The sequence below is a fragment of the Nitrosomonas ureae genome (genome assembly GCF_001455205.1).
Lineage (GTDB): Bacteria > Pseudomonadota > Gammaproteobacteria > Burkholderiales > Nitrosomonadaceae > Nitrosomonas > Nitrosomonas ureae.
In genome coordinates this window covers 177437-197816 of sequence record NZ_CP013341.1, presented here as the reverse complement: position 1 = coordinate 197816, position 20380 = coordinate 177437, and the positions used below count along the sequence as shown (strand labels likewise).

The 20380-nt window shown below is 43.6% G+C and carries 18 protein-coding genes and 4 tRNA genes; 17 read left to right on the top strand and 5 right to left on the bottom strand.

From position 1 onward, the window contains the following. Nucleotides 1-80: 80 nt before the first annotated feature. The gene (locus ATY38_RS15995; RefSeq protein ID WP_158441751.1) at nucleotides 81-245 is read left to right on the top strand and encodes a hypothetical protein; all 165 of its coding nucleotides are present in this window, start codon (nucleotides 81-83) and stop codon (nucleotides 243-245) included. A gap of 329 nt (nucleotides 246-574) precedes the next feature. Here ATY38_RS15995 and ATY38_RS01020 read toward each other — a convergent pair whose 3' ends face one another. Then, nucleotides 575-943, bottom strand: a complete 369-nt coding sequence (locus ATY38_RS01020; RefSeq protein WP_201011903.1) for a GNAT family N-acetyltransferase — start codon at nucleotides 941-943, stop codon at nucleotides 575-577. 627 nt (nucleotides 944-1570) lie between these two features. Between ATY38_RS01020 and ATY38_RS01015 the strand changes: the two genes are divergently transcribed. The 8 genes from ATY38_RS01015 (at nucleotide 1571) to lon (ending at nucleotide 10573) form a co-directional block, all read left to right on the top strand. Further along, nucleotides 1571-1861, top strand: coding sequence for a co-chaperone GroES (locus tag ATY38_RS01015; RefSeq protein ID WP_013648311.1), 291 nt, complete (start codon nucleotides 1571-1573; stop codon nucleotides 1859-1861). A 53-nt stretch (nucleotides 1862-1914) separates the two neighbouring features. Continuing rightward, entirely contained in the window at nucleotides 1915-3564 is a 1650-nt protein-coding gene (gene groL / locus ATY38_RS01010) for a chaperonin GroEL (RefSeq protein WP_062557653.1), read from the top strand. A gap of 154 nt (nucleotides 3565-3718) precedes the next feature. Next, nucleotides 3719-4465, top strand: a complete 747-nt coding sequence (locus ATY38_RS01005) for a YciK family oxidoreductase (protein WP_062557652.1) — start codon at nucleotides 3719-3721, stop codon at nucleotides 4463-4465. A 76-nt stretch (nucleotides 4466-4541) separates the two neighbouring features. After that, a tRNA-Leu gene (locus tag ATY38_RS01000) sits at nucleotides 4542-4626 on the top strand. Between the two features lie 102 nt (nucleotides 4627-4728). Continuing rightward, nucleotides 4729-6033 (top strand): trigger factor, encoded by a 1305-nt coding sequence (gene tig / locus ATY38_RS00995; protein WP_062557651.1) that lies wholly within the window; start codon nucleotides 4729-4731, stop codon nucleotides 6031-6033. A 1-nt stretch (nucleotide 6034) separates the two neighbouring features. Further along, nucleotides 6035-6676, top strand: coding sequence for an ATP-dependent Clp endopeptidase proteolytic subunit ClpP (gene clpP, locus ATY38_RS00990; RefSeq protein WP_062557650.1), 642 nt, complete (start codon nucleotides 6035-6037; stop codon nucleotides 6674-6676). A gap of 64 nt (nucleotides 6677-6740) precedes the next feature. Next, on the top strand, nucleotides 6741-8018 hold the full coding sequence (gene clpX / locus ATY38_RS00985) for an ATP-dependent protease ATP-binding subunit ClpX (protein ID WP_062557649.1): 1278 nt from the start codon (nucleotides 6741-6743) through the stop codon (nucleotides 8016-8018). A 140-nt stretch (nucleotides 8019-8158) separates the two neighbouring features. Beyond that, complete coding sequence (gene lon / locus ATY38_RS00980; protein ID WP_062557648.1) at nucleotides 8159-10573, top strand: endopeptidase La; 2415 nt, start codon at nucleotides 8159-8161, stop codon at nucleotides 10571-10573. Nucleotides 10574-10575: 2 nt separating this feature from the next. Here the strand turns inward: lon and ATY38_RS00975 are convergent, their stop codons facing one another. Further along, nucleotides 10576-11328, bottom strand: coding sequence for an endonuclease/exonuclease/phosphatase family protein (locus tag ATY38_RS00975; protein ID WP_062557647.1), 753 nt, complete (start codon nucleotides 11326-11328; stop codon nucleotides 10576-10578). Between the two features lie 70 nt (nucleotides 11329-11398). On the opposite strand from ATY38_RS00975, the gene ATY38_RS00970 reads away from it, so the two are divergent. After that, nucleotides 11399-11884 carry a CDP-archaeol synthase gene (locus ATY38_RS00970; RefSeq protein ID WP_062557646.1) on the top strand — a complete coding sequence of 162 codons (486 nt, stop codon included), beginning with the start codon at nucleotides 11399-11401 and terminating at the stop codon, nucleotides 11882-11884. 18 nt (nucleotides 11885-11902) lie between these two features. Then, entirely contained in the window at nucleotides 11903-12496 is a 594-nt protein-coding gene (locus ATY38_RS00965) for a CDP-alcohol phosphatidyltransferase family protein (protein ID WP_062557645.1), read from the top strand. A gap of 363 nt (nucleotides 12497-12859) precedes the next feature. Here the strand turns inward: ATY38_RS00965 and ATY38_RS00960 are convergent. The 3 genes from ATY38_RS00960 to ATY38_RS00950 form a co-directional block, all read right to left on the bottom strand. Then, nucleotides 12860-12935: transfer RNA gene (locus ATY38_RS00960), tRNA-His, on the bottom strand. A 70-nt stretch (nucleotides 12936-13005) separates the two neighbouring features. Beyond that, a tRNA-Arg gene (locus tag ATY38_RS00955) sits at nucleotides 13006-13082 on the bottom strand. A 33-nt stretch (nucleotides 13083-13115) separates the two neighbouring features. Further along, a tRNA-Pro gene (locus tag ATY38_RS00950) sits at nucleotides 13116-13192 on the bottom strand. Between the two features lie 144 nt (nucleotides 13193-13336). Here ATY38_RS00950 and ATY38_RS00945 point away from each other — a divergent pair. From ATY38_RS00945 to ATY38_RS00920, 6 genes are all read left to right on the top strand, one after another. Then, complete coding sequence (locus ATY38_RS00945; RefSeq protein ID WP_062557644.1) at nucleotides 13337-14011, top strand: uracil-DNA glycosylase; 675 nt, start codon at nucleotides 13337-13339, stop codon at nucleotides 14009-14011. 25 nt (nucleotides 14012-14036) lie between these two features. Further along, nucleotides 14037-14225 (top strand): tautomerase family protein, encoded by a 189-nt coding sequence (locus ATY38_RS00940; protein WP_013648300.1) that lies wholly within the window; start codon nucleotides 14037-14039, stop codon nucleotides 14223-14225. Nucleotides 14226-14230: 5 nt separating this feature from the next. After that, the gene (gene uvrC, locus ATY38_RS00935) at nucleotides 14231-16048 is read left to right on the top strand and encodes an excinuclease ABC subunit UvrC (protein WP_062557643.1); all 1818 of its coding nucleotides are present in this window, start codon (nucleotides 14231-14233) and stop codon (nucleotides 16046-16048) included. A gap of 32 nt (nucleotides 16049-16080) precedes the next feature. Next, nucleotides 16081-16674 carry a CDP-diacylglycerol--glycerol-3-phosphate 3-phosphatidyltransferase gene (pgsA, locus tag ATY38_RS00930; protein ID WP_062557642.1) on the top strand — a complete coding sequence of 198 codons (594 nt, stop codon included), beginning with the start codon at nucleotides 16081-16083 and terminating at the stop codon, nucleotides 16672-16674. Nucleotides 16675-16694: 20 nt separating this feature from the next. Next, nucleotides 16695-17138, top strand: coding sequence for a YaiI/YqxD family protein (locus ATY38_RS00925; RefSeq protein ID WP_062557641.1), 444 nt, complete (start codon nucleotides 16695-16697; stop codon nucleotides 17136-17138). 362 nt (nucleotides 17139-17500) lie between these two features. Further along, nucleotides 17501-20365: a ribonucleoside-diphosphate reductase subunit alpha gene (locus ATY38_RS00920; protein WP_062557640.1), complete on the top strand. Its 2865-nt coding sequence runs from the start codon at nucleotides 17501-17503 to the stop codon at nucleotides 20363-20365. The last annotated feature ends 15 nt before the right edge of the window (nucleotides 20366-20380 follow it).

The following is a 20380-nucleotide window of genomic DNA, read 5'->3' as shown; positions in this document are numbered from 1 at the left end:
TATGGAAGCGTTGTCCGATACCGTAAGGCAAATACTTCAGTTCTGTATCAGATGTAATCTCAAATAGGTAACTACCGCTTATGGCGGCCGATGGCCTCCCGAATGAGATCCGGGTCAATGGCAATCTGTTATTGAGCAATATCGTCCATCAACCGTTTGGCGAGCCCAAGAGTTGGGTGTGGGGTAATAACCAGGCGTATGCACGCAGCTTCGATTCCGATAGCCGACTCAAAACCACCGCGTGAGCAAGCGATCTTGCACGCTGACTTTTGGTGACTGACAGCAACCGTTTGAAGAGTGTTGCAGTACCGGTGATAAAACTACAGTTTTGATGCTGCTGGAAAGCTCTCTGGAAATATGGTTGCAGCGGTTATTTTTTATTTCTGATAAGCGTTAAATTCTCTTGTTATTTGGCGCTGATTAATGGGGATTAAGAAAATCATTTTTTTAACGCCTGAGAGGCATTTCAAATTATCTGTTCCGATACTTCAAAATGACTATCTACAATTTAGCATAGCGTAAATTATAAGATGATTAATGTCGTGTGTATTACGTTTACATTTTAGTTATCACACTATGTACAGTTTTGGGATGAACACATGACAATGGACAATTGCTTTGAAACATTTGGACGAATGATTTGAAACGTAGATGAGCTAGTCTGTATCGCTTTGCTGGGGTTTTTTCCCATTTTAACTGTCATACCATTTTTCTCTACAACGACAAATCCCATTCGCTCATATAGCCTTTTCGCTGGATTGTCTTCAAATGTCGTGAGTTCAATACAGTCACTCGAATAAAGGGCAAGCAAGCGCTTCAACAGCTTTGTGCCAATTCCCTGGTTCTGCCAAATAGGAGATAGTTGGAGATTAACAATGTAGACGGGTAAAGGTTCCTTTATTACGTTGATGTAACCTGCTCTTCTATCCGCAATAATAACCATAGATATGTTTTCAATTACGAACCCTCTCCGGAACTCATGTGGAACCCAACCACCCCAGTGACGACAGAAAAATTCATACATATTCCGCTTAGTAAGGCGATAACAGTAAGTGTAATCATCTTGTCTGGCCGGCCTAAGTTCGTACTTCATAGTTCATCAATATTTGAAAGCTGGAGAATGTAAATAAGTTTTAAAATAACAGAATTGAAAGTTTGTGCTAAGACTATAAATACGTCTCTTAGGAAATTAAATCGGATTAAGTGAAAGTCTCATGATAGAGATTATCATGGCGATGATTAAAACGAGATTTAGTTTGAAATACCAGAGTCAATAATATAATTCCGGAGTTGTTTCTTTTTATTCCGGATTTATTTTCTTTCTTACGACAATTAATTTCGCATTTGTTTCGTTTTTGTTCCATATTTATTTCATTTTTGTATTCATAGCGTTATATAAAATTAATAATTTTATTATTTTGCGCTCTTGAAATTCTGAGCCACAAACCCTACTATTAGCACTCGTGGTTATGGAGTGCTAATAATCCTAATATTAGAACCTTGACTTTTTCGTAGTGTTAAAAAATGATGTGTATATATCAGCTTATTAATTTTCAAAGGAGACAGCAGCATGAAAATTCGTCCTTTACATGATCGTGTTATCGTAAAGCGATTGGAAGATGAACGTAAAACAGCTTCAGGTATTGTTATTCCTGACAGCGCGGCAGAAAAGCCAGATCAAGGCGAGATTTTAGCAATAGGTAAAGGAAAAGTAGGGGATGATGGAAAAATCCGCCCGTTGGAAGTGAAAGTCGGCGATAAAGTATTATTTGGTAAATATGCTGGGCAATCCGTTAAGGTTCAAGGCGAAGAACTTTTAGTCATGCGCGAAGAAGATATTATGGGTGTGATTGAAGGTTAACTCGTAGTTCGATGACACGCAAAAATAATGTATTGAGAGATTAGGAGAAGAATATGTCAGCAAAAGAAGTGAAGTTTGGTGATTCAGCACGTCATAGAATGGTAGCCGGTGTAAATATTTTAGCCGATGCGGTAAAAGTGACATTAGGACCGAAGGGACGGAATGTTGTTCTGGATCGTTCCTATGGTGCACCCACCATCACTAAGGATGGGGTATCTGTCGCCAAAGAAATTGAATTGAAAGATAAATTTGAAAATATGGGCGCGCAGATGTTAAAAGAAGTGGCGAGCAAAACATCTGATGTGGCCGGTGATGGTACAACCACCGCAACCGTGTTGGCGCAAGCGATCGTAAAAGAAGGCATGAAATATGTAGCGGCTGGTATGAATCCAATGGATCTCAAACGTGGAATCGATAAAGCAGTAACCACAGCGGTCGGTGAATTAAAGAAATTGTCAAAACCATGCACGACAGCAAAGGAAATTGCACAAGTGGGTAGTATTTCTGCAAATTCTGATAATGAAATTGGCAAGATCATTGCGGATGCAATGGACAAAGTGGGTAAGGAAGGCGTAATTACAGTTGAAGATGGATCGGGATTGCAGAATGAGTTGGAAGTTGTTGAAGGTATGCAGTTTGATCGTGGTTATCTGTCGCCTTATTTTGTAAGTAGCGCGGAAAAACAGATTGCACTGTTAGATAATCCATATATTTTGCTGCATGATAAGAAAATTTCTAATATTCGTGATCTATTACCGATATTGGAACAGGTTGCGAAAGCGGGTAAGCCGTTACTGATTATCGCTGAAGATGTTGATGGCGAAGCGCTTGCCACATTGGTTGTGAACAATATAAGGGGTATTCTCAAAACGTGTGCAGTTAAAGCGCCTGGTTTTGGTGATCGTCGTAAAGCGATGCTTGAAGACATCGCAATTTTAACTGGCGGCACGGTTATTGCCGAAGAAGTTGGTTTGACGCTAGAGAAAGCTACATTAAATGATCTTGGTCAAGCCAAACGTATTGAAGTAGGGAAAGAGAATACTACAATTATCGATGGCGCAGGCAATACCGATAATATTGAAGGCCGTGTCAAACAGATCCGTGCACAAATTGAAGAAGCTACAAGTGATTACGACAAAGAAAAACTGCAAGAACGTGTTGCTAAGCTGGCCGGTGGTGTGGCGCTAATTAAAGTTGGTGCTGCTACAGAAGTTGAAATGAAAGAGAAAAAAGCTCGGGTTGAAGATGCATTACATGCAACTCGTGCTGCCGTGGAAGAAGGCGTTATTCCAGGTGGCGGTGTGGCTTTATTACGTGCCATTTCAGCCGTCAAAAACACCAAAGGTGATAATCATGATCAAGACGCCGGCATTAAGATTGTTTTGCGCGCACTTGAAGAGCCTTTGCGTCAAATTGTAACGAATTGTGGTGATGAGCCCTCCGTTGTGGTTAATAAGGTAGCTGAAGGTCAAGGAAATTTTGGCTACAATGCCGCAACCAGCGAATATGGTGACTTGGTAGCAATGGGCGTTCTCGATCCGACTAAAGTAACTCGTTCTGCTTTACAGAATGCAGCTTCTGTTGCAAGCTTGATGTTAACTACTGATGCAATGGTTGCTGAATTGCCTAAGGAAGATGCGCCCGCCGGTGGTGGTATGGGTGGTATGGGCGGCATGGGTGGTATGGGCGGCATGGATATGTAAGGAAAATACTTATTTATACCGCTTTCTGAATTAAACAGACTTCAATTTTATATTGAAGTCTGTTTTTTTATGTCTATCAAGTTAACTAAATAGAGACATTTATCAGGCGTTATATTTTTCTTAAAAAATATTTATTCGTGATAAATTTTTGGATATGGATAAATTAGAAAACTATTCTGCACCTCAAGATCTTCTGAAAGATCGTGTGATTCTTGTCACAGGTGCGGGGCAAGGGCTAGGGCGTGCTGCGGCATTATCTTATGCAAGTCATGGAGCCACGGTTATTTTACATGGCCGTAAAGTAAAGAAATTGGAAAATGTTTACGATGAAATAGAAACTATAGGTAAAGCGCAAGCTCTAATTTATCCGCTTGATTTGGAACGCGCTGAAGAAAAAGATTTTTTTGCTTTGGCACATGCGATTGCGCAGCAACTCGGTCGCCTGGATGGAATTTTGCATAACGCAGCCTATCTGCCTGGTTTAAGTCCATTAGAGCATCAAACGACTGAGCAGTGGCACGCCCTGTTGCAAGTTAATTTGATAGCTCCTTTTGCATTAACAAAGGCATGTTTACCGTTGCTGAAAATCTCTCCTGATGCGAGCATCATTATGACATCGAGCACGCAGGGGCATAACCCATCGGCTTATTGGGGTGGTTTTGCCGTTGCAAAAGCTGGTCTGGAAGCATTAGTCAAGATACAGGCTGATGAATGGAGTCAGACGTCAAATTTGCGCATTAATACCGTTATACCCGGCTTAGTGAATTCACCGCAGCGGGTGATTACACATCCGGGTGAAATAAAACAAAAAATGCGTCAACCAGATGAGTTGATGGCGGTATATTTATACTTGATGGGACTGGACAGCAAGGAAATAAGTGGTCAGACAATCTTGTGTTAATTTATAACGAATCGAGTGATCAGGCTGCGGTTGGCAGGATTAGAAGGTATAATCGATAATAAATAAAATGATATATGCGAAAGTGGCGGAATTGGCAGACGCACCAGATTTAGGTTCTGGCGCCGAGAGGTGTGGGGGTTCGAGTCCCCCCTTTCGCACCAAATTGAGTTAATACATGGTTTACTGTTTACAAGTGTTACTCAATCAATAGCACATTCGTATTCGGGTTATGTTGGAAAAATTTAATCAATCAGGGATTTTTAATGGGATCAAAGGTAGAAAATCTCGGCGCACTAGAACGTCGTTTCGATATTTCAATTTCTCTTGAAAAATTACAGGATGAAATTGATCTTCGCTTAAAGAAGCTAGCAAAGACAACCAAGTTTCATGGTTTCCGTCCTGGAAAAGTTCCGCTTACAATAGTTAAGCAAATGTATGGCGTACAAGTACAGCAGGATGTAATCAATGATGCAATTCACAAAGAATTCACAGATACCGTTAAGGAAAATAATTTAAAAATTGCTGGCTATCCCCGCTTTGAAAATAAATTAGCCAATGAACAGGATGCACTTTACACCGTTAGCGCAACATTTGAAGTTTACCCCGAGATCATATTGGGTGATTTGAGTAATCAGAGTGTCGATCAACTTGATGTGCGAGTTGATGAAGTCGATATTGATAAAACTCTCGACATGATAAGTAAACAGCGCGTGACCTATAAACCGGTTAGTCGCGCGGCAATAAAAGGTGATCGGATTAAGATTGATTATCATGGTGTTATCAATGGAGATGATTTTGCAGGCGGAAAAGCCGATGATGTTCAGCTAATACTTGGAGATGGAAAATTTCTAAAAGATTTTGAGAGTTCCCTAATAGGTATGAAGGTAGGGAATCACAAATCTTTTGATGTTGTTTTTCCTCAGGAATACCATGGTAAAGATGTTGCTGGAAAGACTGTTACATTTGAAGTAAAAATGAATGAACTAGAAATGCCAATATTACCAACTGTGGATGAAGAATTTGCTAAATCGCTTGGTGTTGCCGATGGAGACTTAAAGAAGCTACGCGAAGGGATAAAAAAAGATCTCGAGCGTGAAATCTCTAGGCGCTCAAGATCAAAACTTAAAGAACAGGTTATGAGAGCAATTTTGGAGACTACTCAAATTGAAGCTCCCATTGTTCTGGTTAATCAAGAAATGGAGAGATTATTGCAAGATGCTAAAAATGACCTTGAAGCACGGGGGATAAAAGCAAACGAAATATCTCTTAAATCCGAGTTATTTAAAGAGAAAGCTGAGTATCGCGTCAAATTGGGATTAATTTTAGCGGAGCTTGTCAAAGTGCACTCTATTAAAAATAATCCAGCGCATGTTCGGAGCATAATAGAAGATGCAGCTCAAAGTTATGAGAATCCTGAACAGGTCGTTAAATGGCATTATGCTTCCCCAGAGCGTTTACAGGAAGCTGAATCGTTGGCTCTAGAAGAAAATATTGTCGATTGGGCGCTTGGTCAGGTTAAATTAATCAATAAAACTATTACATTTGATGAGTTGATGGGGATATCTTAAGATGGCACAAATATTTGATAACATCCGTGATATGGAGCCTAGAGACCTCGGGTTAATTCCCATGGTCATAGAAACCAGTGGTAGGGGTGAGCGTGCTTATGATATATATTCACGTTTATTGAAGGAAAGAGTTGTGTTTCTTGTTGGCCCCGTCACTGAAGCAAGTGCAAACTTGGTTGTTGCTCAATTTTTATTTTTAGAATCTGAGAATTCAGAAAAGGATATATTTTTTTATATTAATTCACCAGGAGGCATGGTTTCTGCAGGTTTGGCAGTTTATGATACGATGCAATACATTAAGCCTGATGTTAGCACACTGTGCATTGGCCAAGCTGCAAGCATGGGCGCGCTATTATTGACTGCGGGTGCAAAAGGTAAACGTTATTGCTTGCCAAATTCGAGAGTGATGATTCACCAGCCATTAGGAGGCTTTCAAGGTCAAGCTTCGGATATTGAAATACATGCGCGCGAAATACTTTATCTAAAATCACGCTTAAATGAAATTATGGCTAAACATACAGAGCGACCAGTATCTGATCTTGAGAAAGATACGGATCGTGATAATTTTATGAGCGCAACAGAAGCTGTAAATTATGGTTTGGTAGATGCAGTTCTATCTCGTAGGAATGATGGTACAAATTAAGTAAATATTTATACGCAAGTTTTTTATTACGGGTATTCAAACTCAATTAGTGTAGGATAAAGATATGCCAGACAAAGCTAGTAGCGAGAAACTTCTTTACTGTTCTTTTTGCGGCAAGAGTCAGCATGAGGTAAGAAAACTTATTGCTGGACCCTCGGTATTTATCTGTGATGAATGCATTGATCTTTGCAATGATATAATCCGTGAAGAAATGCAAGGCGATGAAGCAACAAAACTTGTTAAATCAAACTTGCCTGTGCCACGTGAAATTTGCCAAATATTAGATCAGTATGTCATCGGACAAGAATCTGCCAAGAAGATCCTTTCTGTGGCAGTTTATAATCACTATAAGCGTCTAAGAAATATACCAAGATCAGATGAAACTGATGATATTGAGCTATCAAAAAGTAATATTCTGTTGGTAGGTCCCACAGGCTCTGGTAAGACATTACTTGCACAAACTTTGGCTCGACTCTTGGATGTACCTTTTATTATGGCCGATGCTACTGCTTTAACGGAAGCGGGTTATGTTGGTGAAGATGTTGAGAATATCATTCAGAAATTACTCCAAAAATGTAATTACGACGCAGAAAAAGCTCAAAGAGGCATCGTTTATATTGATGAAATTGATAAAATTTCACGTAAATCGGATAACCCATCCATTACACGCGATGTTTCAGGTGAAGGAGTGCAGCAGGCACTCTTAAAGCTAATTGAGGGCACTATTGCCATGGTTCCTCCGCAAGGGGGGAGAAAACATCCTAACCAAGAATTTATTCAAGTGGATACCACTAATATTCTGTTTATTTGTGGCGGTGCATTTGATGGGCTTGATAGAGTAATTAGAGCACGTACTGAAAAAGGTGGGATTGGTTTCGGTGTTGAAGTGAAAAGCCATTCAGGGAAGGATGTAAATAAGGTATTACAGCAAGTAGAGCCAGAAGATCTGGTCAAGTTCGGTTTAATACCGGAGTTTGTGGGACGCCTGCCAGTTGTCGCAACTTTAGAAGAGTTAAATGAAGCTGCATTAATTCAAATATTGACTGAACCAAAGAATGCGCTTGTCAAGCAATATTGGAAAATGTTTAATATGGAAGGGGGGGTTGATCTTGAATTTCGGGAGCCAGCACTTAAAGCAATTGCGAAAAAAGCCTTAACGCGTAAAACGGGTGCCCGCGGTTTACGTTCTATTCTAGAAGAAATATTACTGGATATTATGTACGATCTTCCTTCACTAGAGAATATTACAAAAGTGGTTATTGATTACAATTCCACTAGTGATGACATTAAACCCATTCTAATTTATTCGGATCAACCTAAAGTTGCAAAACGTTCTAAATAGCTGTTATATAAATTAATTATAAGTTTAAGTAAAAAATCATCTTTATGGTAAGTAGGAATAAATATAGTGTTTTTAGACTTGAATTTTGGTTTGCGGCACATATATGTACCATTGATTGTGAACTTTATTTGTGAGTTGATATGATTTCATTACCCGAAGACTCTGAACAATTGACACTGCCGCTCTTGCCATTGCGCGATGTGGTGGTTTTTCCGCATATGGTTATCCCATTATTTGTAGGGAGGCAGAAATCGATCAAGGCACTTGAGCTTGCAATGGAGGCAAATAAAAATATTCTGCTTGTTGCTCAAAAAATAGCCTCGAAAGATGATCCTGTTCCTGAAGATTTATATGAGGTCTGCAGTATCGCTAGTTTATTGCAGATGCTGAAACTACCGGACGGAACTGTCAAGGTACTAGTGGAAGGCAATCACCGCGCACGTATTTTAGAATTCATCGATTCTGGAACTCATTTTACTGGCAGGGCATCGCAAATCTTATTACCTGACGCCACAGATAATTCCGAAGCCGAAGCAATGCGGCGTGCCATTCTGGCTCAGTTTGATCAATATGTGAAACTTAATAAAAAAATCCCGCCAGAGATAATTACTTCTCTGAGTAGTATCGATGAAGCAGGACGTTTAGCCGATACAATCGCAGCTTACCTACCATTAAAACTTGAACAAAAACAAGAGATATTGGAAATTTTTGATGTAACCAAGCGCTTAGAGCATTTGTTGGGATTGCTGGAGACGGAGCTCGACATTTTACAAGTCGAGAAACGTATTCGCGGTAGGGTAAAGCGGCAAATGGAAAAAAGCCAGCGTGATTATTATCTTAATGAGCAGGTAAAAGCCATTCAAAAGGAACTGGGTGAAGGTGAAGATGGCGCAGATATTGAAGAAATTGAGAAAAAAATCAAGTCTGCTCAAATGCCTAAAGATGCGCTGGTAAAAGCTGAATCAGAATTAAAGAAACTTCGTTTGATGTCTCCTATGTCAGCTGAAGCTACTGTTGTTCGAAATTATATTGATTCGCTGGTTGCCTTGCCATGGAAAAAGAAGAGCAAAATTAATAGTGACTTAAAATCAGCGGAAGCTGTCCTTGAGAAAGATCATTATGGCCTTGAGAAAGTAAAAGAGCGAATCGTCGAGTATCTGGCTGTACAACAGCGTGTGAGTAAAATGAAAGCGCCGATTCTTTGTTTGGTGGGCCCTCCAGGTGTTGGTAAAACCTCTCTTGGTCAATCAATTGCTCATGCAACGAATAGAAAATTTGTGCGAATGTCTCTGGGCGGCGTGCGCGATGAGGCTGAAATTCGTGGTCATCGGCGGACTTATATTGGATCCATGCCGGGTAAGATTTTACATAATATGAGTAAAGTGGGCGTTAAGAATCCATTATTTTTACTTGACGAGATTGATAAGATGGGTATGGATTTTCGTGGAGATCCATCTTCGGCTTTACTGGAGGTTCTTGATCCAGAGCAAAATAATACATTTGTGGATCATTACATTGAAGTTGAATATGATTTATCAGATGTCATGTTTGTGGCGACAGCAAATACTTTAAATATTCCTCCAGCATTGCTGGATCGTATGGAAGTAATTCAATTATCTGGATATACGGAGGATGAGAAATTAAATATTGCTATGCAATATTTATTGACTAAACAAATGCAGAATCATGGTGTTAAAGAAAGTGAATTGATGGTTTCCGATTCTGCATTGCGGGATATTGCGCGCTATTACACGAGAGAAGCTGGTGTGCGTGCAATGGAGCGGGAAATTTCAAAAATTTGCCGGAAAGCTGTAAAAGCACTATTACTTAAGAAAGCAAAACGTAAAATTTCTGTGACATCACGTAATCTGGATAAATTCCTTGGAGTTAGGCGCTATACTTATGGCGTTGCAGAAGAAAAAAATCAAATTGGACAAGTAACCGGATTGGCTTGGACAGAAGTAGGGGGCGAATTATTGACCATAGAAGCTGCGGTATTGCCAGGAAAAGGAAAAACCATTACAACGGGTAAGCTGGGAGAGGTGATGCAGGAGTCTATCCAGGCGGCTCTTTCTGTAGTTCGAGCACGAGCTCATTTGTTGGGCATATCCGAGGATTTTTATCAAAAGAATGATATTCACATACATCTGCCAGAAGGTGCAACGCCGAAAGATGGCCCTAGTGCGGGGATTGGTATTTGCGTTGCAATGATATCGGTTTTAACAAATATTGCAGTGCGTGCTGATATAGCTATGACAGGTGAAATTACTTTAAGAGGTGAGGTACTGCCGATCGGCGGACTAAAGGAAAAATTGCTGGCAGCGCATCGGGGTGGTATAAAAGCGGTAATTATTCCTGACAAGAATGTGAAGGATCTAACCGAAATTCCTTCAAATATAAAAAATAATTTGACTATTTACCCTGTTAAGTGGATAGATCAAGTGATTGATTTAGCATTGGAGCATAAGCCAGAGCTGCACTCTACTCCGATTGTGCAACCAGCTTTATCATCAAATAACGAAGAAAATTTAATAGAATCTGTCATTAAGCATTAAAATCAGAGCCTAAACTCTGCAAGAAGCGGGATATGGTCTGACAATCGGTGCCATGGCTGACCATGCAGACGATTGCAGTCGATAATATCGAGCCCTCGATAATAGATGCGGTCCATTGACAATACCGGCATCCAGGCTGGGAATGTGCGTGCGTATGCTCCACGGGTAATTTTAAATACTTCTTTAACACCCAGGTCACGATGCAAATAGTGTTCGGCCTGTTCACGCCAATCATTAAAGTCGCCTGCAATAATTAACGGTTCACTGGCTGATACATGCGTGCTGATTCGCTTGACTAATGCTGAAAGTTGACGCTTCCTTTCGCGTCCAAATAACCCGAAATGAATGCAAATGATGTGAATTTTCTGATCGGTTTCAGGAATGTGGATAACTCCATGCAACAGGCTTCTACTGGCCGATCGTAACATTGAAACATTAATATTATCCCATTCAATAATAGGATATTTACTTAGTATTGCATTCCCATGATGCCCGGAATTATAAATGGCATTTTTACCATAAGCATAGTGATGCCAAACTTGATCGGCAAGAAATTCAAACTGCTGAGTATTGGGCCAATTATCAAATCGCTGATTAGATATTCTACGTTCACCATGTACTTCCTGTAGAAAAACGATATCAGCATCAATATGACGTAGGGAATTCTTTATTTCATGTAGGATGAAACGCAAATTCGTTGCACTGAATCCTTTGTGAATATTATAGGTTAAAACTTTTAGTGATATATCACTCATACGATTCCTGAATTTTTAGGCTTTTCATGAGTCGAAAATAGCTCGGCATAATCGATTACATGAGCTATCAATGACTATCGAGTTACTTCAACTACTATTGCTGCTTATAATAGCAAATGGTGCGCCAATATTGACGCGAATACTACTCAATAATCAGTGGAATGCCGCAATTGATTTTGGTGCCAAAATGGCAGATGGTAACCCGGTATTGGGTGCCTCAAAAACTTGGCGAGGTATTCTTGCTACGCTGCTGATAACATCTATTGTTGCGTTGATATTTGGCTACACTGCGGAAGTAGGCATTCTAATTGCTATGGGTACAATTTCAGGGGATTTATTCTCCAGTTTCGTCAAGCGTCGATTGGGAATGGTACCAAGCAGCAAAGCGCCGTTACTTGATCAAATCCCGGAATCGCTTATTCCTGCGCTGATGATGATGCAGATTTTTGACCTCTCGTTACTAGGTATTCTATTTTTAGTTTTTGCGTTTACAGTCATTGACATGATTATGACGTACTTTCTTTATCACTGGAGAGTACTCAGGAAGTCCTGCTGATTAATAGTAAGCTATTGTATGGATAATGCTAAAGAACAGATAGTCAATCTGCCTAATTTGATCAGCGTAATCCGGATACTATTGGCGCCGGTAATGTTTTATTTTGCATTCAAACAGCAATCCTACTGGTTCTTTGGCGTATTGCTACTTGCAATATTTACTGATGTGCTTGATGGATTACTGGCCAGGACATTAAATCAAGCAACCACATTAGGATCGCGCCTTGATAGCTGGGGTGATTTTATTATTTATTCAACAATGGCGATATGCGCCTGGATATTATGGCCGGATATCATGCTGCGAGAGCGGTTTTACTTCATTACCATTGTTCTTAGTTTTACTTTGCCTGTGCTGGTCGGTCTTATCAAGTTTCATACAATAATCAGCTACCATACATGGAGTGTAAAGCTTGCTGTAGCTATAACTACTATTAGCTATATCTTACTTTTCGCTGAAATATTAGACTGGCCCTTTAGAATAGCTACCTTGTTTTGCATATATGCAGCCATAGAAGAAATCGCCATCACATTACTGATTCGCCGTCAACGCGTGAATGTTAAAACAGTTTGGCAGATATTAAGAAATAATCACAACACCCATAACAGTATGTAATTATTTCTCATATCCTTAAATTATTATTCTCAATAACCTATTTTTGAATGGTGCCCCTGATTGTCATTAGCTTTGACGGAAATGTTTCTTGCTTGTGAAATGATTGTCCGGGAGCGGATGTGGGGGATTGAATGACCTGGAAAATATTCTGTTTTCCAGGTCGTTATCCGATTTAAGTGCTTTCCCTATAGCGATTATCGATGTCAGCACAATAAAAAGAACCGCTACCTTTAGTAGCCATTGAATCATGTGTCTATTGTTCATTAAATTACAATTAAGAAAATAATATCTTTCGATTCATCTTACAAAATTTTGTTTCCATTTTGCAAAATTTTTTGTTCTTAATCTGACTGAGTGATATCTTGGGGTGGCTGATGGGACTCGAACCCACGACAACCGGAATCACAATCCGGGACTCTACCAGCTGAGCTACAGCCACCATAGAAAGACAAGCTGTGGTTATTCTGCGCAAACAGACAAATTAAAACCACATAGTGAAGAAATATTTATGGCGTGCCCGACAGGAATCGAACCTGTAACCCCCAGCTTAGAAGGCTGGTGCTCTATCCGATTGAGCTACGGGCACCAAGTCGGGTTGCTCTAAATATCAGGGTTTAATTGGTCGGGGTGGAGAGATTTGAACTCCCGACATCCTGGTCCCAAACCAGGCGCGCTACCAGGCTACGCTACACCCCGGAAAAGGCGACACTATACCTTCTTAGGCTGGAAACGTCAATTTCTCGTCAATGATAAAATGAACCGAATCAGTAAAAATTTAATCCTCGATTAATCCGATGCGCATACATACAATATCGTTTTTCCTTTTAGTATTTTTTCATCATGACGGATATCTCATCGCACGCCTTTGATCAGGCTGTTCTCAGTTGTCGGCAATGTCCGCGTTTGTCCGGTTTCTTGCAAACTGTGAAGAATCAGCATCCGGATTATCATGCGCGTCCGGTGATTGCGTTTGGCGCAGCCATGCCGAAGCTTCTAATTGTGGGATTGGCACCTGGTATGCATGGCGCGAACCGTACCGGACGGCCTTTCACCGGAGATTTCGCGGGGATCTTGTTGTATCAGACCTTGCATCGATTCGGCTTCGCTACCCGGAATGACTCGATTTCAGCGGACGACGGATTACGATTGATGGGTTGTCGTATTACCAATGCGGTGAAGTGTCTGCCACCGGAAAATAAGCCGATCCCGCAGGAAATCAAGCAATGTAATCAATATCTGTCGGTTGAAATCAATCAGTTTATGAAAGGTGGCGGCATTGCTGTGCTGGCGCTGGGGACGGTAGCGCATCAAGCCGTTTTGATGAGCTTGCAGCTAAAAGCGAAAGACTATCCGTTTGCGCACGGTGCGGTACACGCAGTGCCGTCATCGTCGGGCAATGGCTTGCGACTTTATGACAGTTATCATTGCAGCCGCTACAATACACAGACCAAACGCTTGACTGCAGAGATGTTTGCACAGGTGTTTGTACAAATTATTACCGATATCAAACTATGATCCGATCATTCACCAGGAGAATTTTATGCCTTATGTCAATATCCGTGTTGCCGGTACATTAACCCGCGAGCAGAAACAACAGATTGCCACTGAATTAACCGATACACTGGAGCGCGTCGCGAATAAACCGAAATCCTACACTTACATTAGTTTTGACGAACTTCCTGATGAAAATTGGGCCGTGGCAGGAAAATTATTAGGCGGCGAGGATTAAACAGTTTGTCGAACAGCAGTTTTGACGCCAAGGAATTTTGTAGCAACCTACCCTTGCAACCGGGGGTTTATCGTATGATCAACGCTAAAGGTGAAGTGATCTACGTCGGCAAAGCGGTCAGTCTTAAAAAGCGCGTCGCTTCATATTTTCAGAAAAGTAATCTGGCACCCCGAACCCAGTTGATGGTTGCGCAGATAACCGGAATCGAAACCACCGTGACACGTTCCGAGGCCGAGGCCTTGCTGCTGGAAAACAATCTGATCAAAAGCCTGAAGCCGCGCTATAACATCCTGTTCCGCGATGATAAATCCTATCCCTATGTGATTTTGAGCGGACATGAGTTCCCACGCTTGGGGTTTTATCGTGGTGCACTGGATAAAACGCATCAGTATTTTGGACCCTATCCCAATGCGGGCATTGTGCGCGAGAGTATTCAATTGCTGCAAAAAATCTTCCGGCTGCGCACCTGTGAAGATAGCGTTTTCAGTAATCGCACGCGCCCGTGCTTGTTGTATCAGATCAAGCGTTGCAGTGGCCCTTGCATCAGCCGGATCAGCCGACAGGAATATCAAACGGATGTCAAGAATGCCGAGATGTTTCTGCAAGGCAAGCAAACCGAAGTGATGGAAATGATCAATGTCAAGATGCAACAGGCTTCCGAACGATTGGAATATGAACAAGCGGCGGCACTGCGCGATCAAATTCAGGCATTGCGCCGAATTCGCGAGAAACAGTTTGTCGATAGCGGAAAAGCGCTCGATGCCGATGTGGTGGTTTGCGTGGTATCGCCGGATGGCAGCGGAAAGGTGTGCGTCAATCTGGCGATGATTCGGGGAGGGCGTCATTTGGGGGATAAAAGTTTTTTTCCGCAAAATGCAGATGATTACAGTGCAGAAAACGTGGTTGAGGCATTCCTGGCGCAGCACTATCTGAATCGTAGCGTACCTCCATTGATTATTGTGGGGGAAAAAATAGAACGCGAAGCGTTGCAGATATTATTAACAGAACAGTGCGGCCATAAAATTACCCTGCAACTCAATCCGGTCGGTGAGAAGCGCGTTTGGCTTGATATGGCCACTGAGAATGCCCACCTGGCTTTAAAACAAATGATGAGTCGTCACGCCAGCCAGGAAAAGCGCTTGCTGGCGTTGCAGCAGGAATTGCAGATGCCCGGTTTGCAACGCATTGAGTGCTTTGACATCAGCCATACCTTGGGTGAAGCGACCGTGGCATCGTGCGTGGTATACGACAATTTCGCCATGCGCAATAACGAATATCGCCGCTATAACATTGAAGGCATAACACCGGGTGATGATTATGCCGCAATGCGGGAAGCACTATCCCGTCGCTATCAGAAAGTAATCAGCGGCGAAGGTCAATTGCCGGATCTGATCCTGATCGATGGGGGTAAAGGGCAGGTGAGCGCCGCGCAGGAAGCATTGCAGGAATTGGGCATCAACGATGCCAGCTTATTGGGCGTAGCTAAAGGCGAACAGCGCAAGCCCGGATTGGAACAATTGATTTCTCCGTTATTCGAAAAGCCGTTACAATTACCCAGTGAGCATGCAGCATTGCACTTAATCCAACAAATCCGTGATGAAGCGCACCGTTTTGCGATTCAGGGGCATCGTGGCCGGCGCGGCAAAGCCAGAACCAGTTCCAGTTTGGAGAATATTGAGGGCGTCGGCGCCAAACGACGGCAGCATTTGCTGGGGCGATTTGGCGGATTGAAGGGGGTATTGACTGCAAGCATTGAGGAGTTACAGCAAACCGAGGGAATCAGCCGCAAATTAGCGGAAAAGATCTATCGGGATTTGCATTGACGCCATTACCATTTATTTTTAAGTAGCATTCCATGCCTTTTAACCTGCCAAATTTATTAACCTGGTTACGCATCCTGGCGATCCCGTTATTTGTGGGTATTTTTTATTTGCCCCACGCCTGGTTATCGCCAGCCAATCAGAATCTTGTCGCTACGCTGATTTTTGCTGGCGCAGCCATTACCGACTGGCTGGATGGCTACCTGGCGCGCGTACTCAACCAAACTTCCGCATTCGGTGCATTCCTGGATCCCGTGGCTGACAAACTAATGGTGTGCGCCGCATTGATTGTGCTGGTTTATCTGGGTCGGTTGGATGCGCCCATCGCGTTAGTCATTATCGGACGGGAAATTACCGTTTCCGCCCTGCGCGAATGGATGGCGCAGATCGGTCAATCCAAAAGTGTCGCGGTATCGTTTCTGGGGAAAATCAAGACGACATCACAAATGATCGCTATCCCGTTGTTGCTATACCATGAAAATGTCGGCGAATATTTCAATGCGCAGCAAATCGGTACCTGGTTGATCTATATTGCCGCAGTGTTAACGCTGTGGTCGATGTTTTATTATTTAAAGGCCGCATTGCCGCAAGCGTTGAAGAGTGACCAAGGAAATTTCGATGGACATTGATTCAACCCGGGCGATGATGCATGAAAATATGGATTGATGCCGATGCCTGTCCGGCTGCCATCAAGGAAATTTTGTTCAGAGCGGCCGAGAGGACGCGGCGGCAGTTAATATTGATCGCTAATCACCCCGTGTATATCCCTCCCTCGCCGTTCATCCGCATGCAACAGGTCGAATCCGGGTTTGATGTGGCGGATAATGAAATCGTCAAGGGGCTCGAAAGCGGCGATCTGGTGATTACCAGCGATATTCCTCTAGCCGCGGAAGTCATCAAAAAAGATGGCTTGGTGCTGACCCCGCGGGGTGAACTGTATACCCGGGAAAATATCGGCGCGCGGTTAAGCATGCGCGATTTCATGGAAGCGTTGCGCAATAGCGGCGTTGATACGGGCGGCCAGTCCGCCTTGAGTCAGAATGACCGTAAATATTTTGCCAATCAATTGGATAAACTGTTGGTGCAGTGCTAGCACCCGGTCTTGCTGGCCACGGATAATAACGCACGCTGATATTGCAATCTTTTCCCCTATCGCAAGTTGCTCTTGTGTCAATCGTTAGCTTCTCCGCGTATCGTGTTTGTTGTGTATGAGACAACTTTTTTTAACCTCCTGATCGGATTCATTCTTAATCCGGAAATGGCGGCCGATTATTTTCTTTGGGTTAAAAAGATTAAAAAATTTGCAGCAGGAAAATAATTTGTGGTGTACTATCGGTGCTGTAGTGTTTGTCATTAAACACTAGATATTGTGGTTTTTTGAGAATACTACTATTTCATTGAATCCATGGAAATTTGTATTTTCTTTGATGAATATTCAGCCAGGAGGAATCGTCAATGCAACTTGCGACAGAACATACCAACCTCAAATCTGTATCCGGAACTTCAAGTTTTATCGATATGCCGACCCAAAATTCCCGTTTTCCCCAGCATAGAGTCATTCGCCGCAATGGTGCGGTGGTTACGTTTGAGCCCGGCAAGATCTCGGTCGCTTTGACGAAAGCATTCATTGCTGTTGATGGTGGTCAGGGTGCTGCATCGGTCAGGGTGCGTGAGGTCGTGGCCAACTTAACTCAGGATGTGGTGAACGCCTTGCTGCGCCGACAACCCGATAGCGGTACTTTTCATATCGAAGATATCCAGGATCAGGTGGAATTGGCTTTGATGCGCTCCGGCGAACACGATGTGGCACGCGCTTATGTGCTGTATCGTGAAGAACGCACGCGGGAAAGGGCCAAGCTGAAGCAAAAATCGACCGCAGAGACGGCGGCGGAAGTTCTGTATGTTATGGATAACGGGCAAAGAGTGCCGCTGGACGTGGCCAAATTGTCCGCATTGATCGAAACTTCCTGCGAAGGATTGAAAAATGCCGTCGATCCTGCATTGATTCTGAAAGCCACATTGAAGGATTTGTACGACGGCGTACCTATCGATGAAGTCAGAAAATCCCTGATCTTGTCGGCGCGCGTGTTGATTGAAAAGGATCCCGCCTACAGCTATGTCACGGCACGTTTGCTGCTGGACAATGTGCGTCATGAAGTGCTGGGTGCGGAGGTTTCGCAACAAGCGATGAAGTCGCACTATCAAGAGTATTTTCCGGCCTTCATCAAACGCGGCATAGAGGCCGATCTGCTGGATCAACGCCTGGCGCAATTTGATTTGGCGCGCTTGAGCGAAGCGCTGGATGCGGATCGTGACCTGCAATTTGATTATCTGGGATTGCAAACCTTGTACGACCGCTATTTTCTGCATATCAAAGAACAGCGTATCGAATTGCCGCAAGCGTTTTTTATGCGCGTGGCGATGGGACTGGCGTTGAATGAGATCGATCGGGAAGCACGCGCCATCGAATTCTATCAAGTATTGTCGAGTTTTGATTTCATGAGTTCAACGCCGACATTGTTCAATTCCGGCACTTGCCGTTCGCAATTGTCATCGTGCTACCTGACCACGGTTCCGGACGATCTGGATGGCATTTATGAATCCATCAAGGAAAATGCGCTGCTGGCCAAGTATGCCGGTGGGTTGGGCAATGACTGGACAGCGGTGCGCGCCATGGGCGCGCGTATCAAAGGCACCAATGGTAAATCGCAGGGCGTGGTGCCGTTTCTGAAAGTGGTGTCCGATACCGCGGTAGCGGTCAATCAAGGCGGCAAACGCAAAGGCGCGGTTTGTGCCTATCTGGAATGCTGGCATCTGGATATCGAGGAATTTCTCGAGCTGCGTAAAAATACCGGTGACGATCGCCGCCGCACGCACGACATGAATACCGCCACCTGGATTCCCGATCTATTTATGAAGCGTGTCATGGAGGGCGGGGATTGGACATTATTCTCACCTTCGGATGCTCCGGATTTACATGAAAAATTCGGCCAGCAATTTGAACAAGCGTATTTAGGCTACGAAGCCAGGATTGAACGCGGCGAGCTGGAGTTGTACAAAAAAATTCCGGCAGTGCAATTGTGGCGCAAAATGCTGAGCATGTTGTTTGAAACCGGCCACCCGTGGATCACGTTCAAGGATCCTTGCAATATCCGTTCACCGCAGAACCATATCGGCGTGGTGCACAGTTCCAATCTGTGCACGGAAATCACTTTGAACACTAACGATAAGGAAATCGCCGTGTGCAATCTGGGTTCGGTCAATCTGGTCGCGCATTTGAAGGATGGGGCGTTGGATCTGGACAAGCTCAAACGCACCATTCATGTGGCCATGCGCATGCTGGATAATGTCATCGACATCAATTTTTACGCCGTGGCGAAAGCGCGCAATGCCAACTTGAAGCACCGTCCGGTGGGATTGGGCATCATGGGGTTCCAGGATTGTCTGCATCAACTGGGTATTCCCTACGGTTCGCCAGCAGCGGTGGAATTTGCCGACCGTTCGATGGAGGCCGTGGCTTATCAGGCCTACTGGGCATCGACCGAACTGGCGCAAGAGCGCGGTTGTTATAGCAGTTATCAAGGCAGCCTGTGGGATCGCGGCATTCTGCCGCACGATACGCTGACGGTGTTGCAGCAGGAGCGCGGCGGCTATGTCGAAGCGGATCTCTCCGCGACGCTGGATTGGGAAGCGTTGCGGCAGCGCATCAAATTGCATGGCATGCGCAATTCCAACTGCCTGGCGATCGCGCCGACTGCGACGATATCGAATATTGTGGGGGTATCCGCGAGCATCGAGCCGACTTATCAAAACTTGTACGTCAAATCGAATCTGTCCGGGGAATTCACGATTACCAATCGGTCGCTGGTCAACGATCTGAAGAGGCTCAATCTGTGGGATGAAGTCATGATCTCCGACTTGAAATATTTTGACGGCGCGATCAGCAAAATCGACCGCATCCCGGAAAATATTCGCACCCTGTACGCCACTGCATTTGAGATGGACCCGCTGTGGCTGATCGAAGCGGGCGCGCGGCGGCAGAAATGGATCGACCAATCGCAATCGCTGAATATTTATATGGGGGGCGTGTCCGGCAAGAAACTGGATGAAACCTATAAACTGGCATGGTTGCGCGGTCTGAAAACCACCTATTATCTACGCTCGATGGGCGCCACCGCGGCGGAAAAATCGACCGTGCGCGCAGGATCGTTGAATGCCGTGCCTGCCGATGGCGGAGTCGTTAAGGCGGCGGTGGAAGTATCCACGGTTGAAATCAAATATTGCGCGATCGATGACGAAAGCTGCGAATCCTGCCAATAATCCCAATATAAGGAG

Excerpts from the sequence above, each read along its gene's own strand:
- clpX (WP_062557649.1), top strand. The coding sequence starts at position 6,741 with ATGCCAGACAAAGCTAGTAGCGAGAAACTTCTTTACTGTTCTTTTTGC.
- ATY38_RS01005 (WP_062557652.1), top strand. The coding sequence starts at position 3,719 with ATGGATAAATTAGAAAACTATTCTGCACCTCAAGATCTTCTGAAAGAT.
- lon (WP_062557648.1), top strand. The coding sequence starts at position 8,159 with ATGATTTCATTACCCGAAGACTCTGAACAATTGACACTGCCGCTCTTG.
- ATY38_RS00925 (WP_062557641.1), top strand. The coding sequence starts at position 16,695 with ATGAAAATATGGATTGATGCCGATGCCTGTCCGGCTGCCATCAAGGAA.
- ATY38_RS01015 (WP_013648311.1), top strand. The coding sequence starts at position 1,571 with ATGAAAATTCGTCCTTTACATGATCGTGTTATCGTAAAGCGATTGGAA.
- tig (WP_062557651.1), top strand. The coding sequence starts at position 4,729 with ATGGGATCAAAGGTAGAAAATCTCGGCGCACTAGAACGTCGTTTCGAT.
- ATY38_RS00970 (WP_062557646.1), top strand. The coding sequence starts at position 11,399 with ATGACTATCGAGTTACTTCAACTACTATTGCTGCTTATAATAGCAAAT.
- ATY38_RS00940 (WP_013648300.1), top strand. The coding sequence starts at position 14,037 with ATGCCTTATGTCAATATCCGTGTTGCCGGTACATTAACCCGCGAGCAG.
- clpP (WP_062557650.1), top strand. The coding sequence starts at position 6,035 with ATGGCACAAATATTTGATAACATCCGTGATATGGAGCCTAGAGACCTC.
- ATY38_RS15995 (WP_158441751.1), top strand. The coding sequence starts at position 81 with ATGGCGGCCGATGGCCTCCCGAATGAGATCCGGGTCAATGGCAATCTG.
- ATY38_RS00965 (WP_062557645.1), top strand. The coding sequence starts at position 11,903 with ATGGATAATGCTAAAGAACAGATAGTCAATCTGCCTAATTTGATCAGC.
- pgsA (WP_062557642.1), top strand. The coding sequence starts at position 16,081 with ATGCCTTTTAACCTGCCAAATTTATTAACCTGGTTACGCATCCTGGCG.
- ATY38_RS00975 (WP_062557647.1), bottom strand. The coding sequence starts at position 11,328 with ATGAGTGATATATCACTAAAAGTTTTAACCTATAATATTCACAAAGGA.
- ATY38_RS01020 (WP_201011903.1), bottom strand. The coding sequence starts at position 943 with ATGGTTATTATTGCGGATAGAAGAGCAGGTTACATCAACGTAATAAAG.
- ATY38_RS00945 (WP_062557644.1), top strand. The coding sequence starts at position 13,337 with ATGACGGATATCTCATCGCACGCCTTTGATCAGGCTGTTCTCAGTTGT.
- groL (WP_062557653.1), top strand. The coding sequence starts at position 1,915 with ATGTCAGCAAAAGAAGTGAAGTTTGGTGATTCAGCACGTCATAGAATG.
- ATY38_RS00920 (WP_062557640.1), top strand. The coding sequence starts at position 17,501 with ATGCAACTTGCGACAGAACATACCAACCTCAAATCTGTATCCGGAACT.